The following is a 2,136-nucleotide window of genomic DNA, read 5'->3' as shown; positions in this document are numbered from 1 at the left end:
CACCGCGTCCGTCTTGCTGTTCCCGGCGTCGATCGCCAGCACAGCGGCTGTCCGCCCCGGGCTCAGGCCCACGGCAGGTGCTCCCGGTTGTGCGCGATCAGCGCGTCCGTCAGCTTCTCGGCGCGGTCGTACTGCCCGACCAGCGGGTGCGCCAGCAGCGCGCGGAAGACGCGTTCGCGCCCGCCGTGCAGCGCCGCCTCCAGGGCGAGGCGCTCGTACGCCGTGGTGTGCGCGACGAGGCCGGCGAACAGCGGGTCCAGCTCCGGGACGGCCAGCGGCCGGGCGCCCTCGGCGGTGACCTCGGCCTGCACCTCGACGACCGCGTCGTCGGGGAGGAACGGCAGCGTGCCGCGGTTGGCGGTGTTGACGACCTGGACGGCGCCGGCCGCCCCGCCCAGCAGGGAGGCGGCGAGCGCGACGGCGGCCTCGGAGTAGTACGCGCCGCCGCGCCGCGACAGCAGCTCCGGCTTGGTGTCGAGCGCCGGGTCGGCGTACATCCGCAGCAGCTCGGCCTCCATCCCGGCGACCTGTGCGCCCCGCGTGGGGCCCTCGCGCTGTTCGCGTACGACCCGGTCGTGGGCGTAGTAGTAGCGCAGGTAGTACGAGGGCACGACGCCGAGCCGGGTCAGCAGCTCCGGCGGCAGGTGCAGGTCCGCGGCGATCCGGGCGCCGTGCTCGCCGATCAGCTTGGGCGTCACGTCGACGCCGCCGGGGCCGCCGAGGCGTACGGCCAGCTCCCAGGTGAGGTGGTTGAGGCCGACGTGCTCCAGGTGGACGTTCTCCGGCTCGGTCTCCAGCAGCGCGGCGAATCTGCGCTGGAGGTGGATGGCCACGTTGCACAGGCCGACCGCGCGGTGTCCGGCCGTCAGCAGCGCGCGGGTGACGATGCCGACGGGGTTGGTGAAGTCGATGATCCACGCGCCGGGGGCGGCCTTGCGGATACGTTCGGCGATGTCGAGCACCACGGGCACGGTGCGCAGCGCCTTGGCGAGGCCGCCGGCGCCGGTCGTCTCCTGCCCGACGCAGCCGCAGTCCAGCGGCCACGTCTCGTCCTGCTGCCGCGCCGCCTGCCCGCCGACGCGCAGTTGGACGAGCACGGCGTCGGCGCCCTCGACGCCCTCCTCCAGCCGGGCGGTGGTGACGACCCGCCCGTCGTGGCCCTGCCGGGTGAACATCCGCCGCGCCAGGGCGCCGATCAGGTCCAGCCGCTCGGCGGCGGGGTCGATGAGCACCAGCTCGTCGACGGGCAGCGTCTCGCGCAGCCGCGCGAACCCGTCGACCAGCTCGGGCGTGTACGTCGAGCCGCCGCCTACCACTGCGAGTTTCAACCTTTGACTCCTGTCAGCGTGACGCCCTCGATGAAGGCTTTCTGGGCGAAGAAGAACACCACGATCACCGGGGCCATGACCAGGACCGTGGCCGCCATGGTGAGGTTCCAGTCGGTCTGGTGGGCCCCCTTGAACGACTCCAGGCCGTAGCTCAGCGTCCACCAGCCCGGGTTCTCCGAGGCGTAGATCTGCGGCCCGAAGTAGTCGTTCCAGCAGTAGAAGAAGTGGAACAGGGCGACGGCGGCGATCGCGGGCTTCGCCATCGGCACCACGATGCGCAGCAGCGTGCGCAGTTCGCCGCAGCCGTCGATGCGCGCGGCCTCGGTGTACTCGCGCGGGATGGTCAGCAGGAACTGCCGCAGCAGGAAGACGCTGAAGGGGTTGGCGAAGGCGAACGGGATGATCAGCGGCCACAGCGTGCCGGTCAGGTCCATCTGCCGGGACCAGAACAGGTACATGGGCACGATGACGACCTGCGGGGGCAGCATCATCGCGGCGATGACCATCATCATCGCCAGGTTCCGGCCGCGGAAGCGGAACTTGGCCAGCGCGTACGCCACGGGGAGGCTGGAGCCGACCGCGAGCACGGTGCCCAGCCCCGCGTAGAGCAGCGTGTTGCGCCACCAGGTGAGGAAGCCGGGGGTCTCCCACACGGTGCCAAAATTGCCCCACTCCCAGGTACGCGGCCACAGCGCCCGGGTCAGCGCCTGGTCGTCGCTCATCACGGCGGTGAGGAAGACGAAGACGAACGGCAGCACGAAGAACAGCGCGGCGGCGATGGCCAGGGCGTGCACCGCGACCCAGTTCA

2 protein-coding genes are annotated in these 2,136 nt (G+C 71.7%); both read right to left on the bottom strand.

Going from position 1 to position 2,136, the window contains the following annotated elements; all coding sequences use genetic code 11:
* Nucleotides 1-62: 62 nt before the first annotated feature.
* Complete coding sequence (locus H5J30_RS29050) at nt 63-1,328, bottom strand: 6-phospho-beta-glucosidase (RefSeq protein ID WP_181790250.1); 1,266 nt, start codon at nt 1,326-1,328, stop codon at nt 63-65.
* A partial coding sequence (locus H5J30_RS29045; RefSeq protein WP_181790249.1) for a carbohydrate ABC transporter permease occupies nt 1,325-2,136 on the bottom strand: 812 nt, incomplete at its 5' end. The genes H5J30_RS29045 and H5J30_RS29050, both read right to left, overlap by 4 nt.

It is taken from the genome of Streptomyces phytophilus, from assembly GCF_013870535.1.
In the GTDB taxonomy this organism is placed as follows: Bacteria; Actinomycetota; Actinomycetes; order Streptomycetales; family Streptomycetaceae; genus Streptomyces; species Streptomyces phytophilus.
Note: the sequence above shows the minus strand (reverse complement) of the source record. Positions and strands in the feature narration are given on the sequence as shown.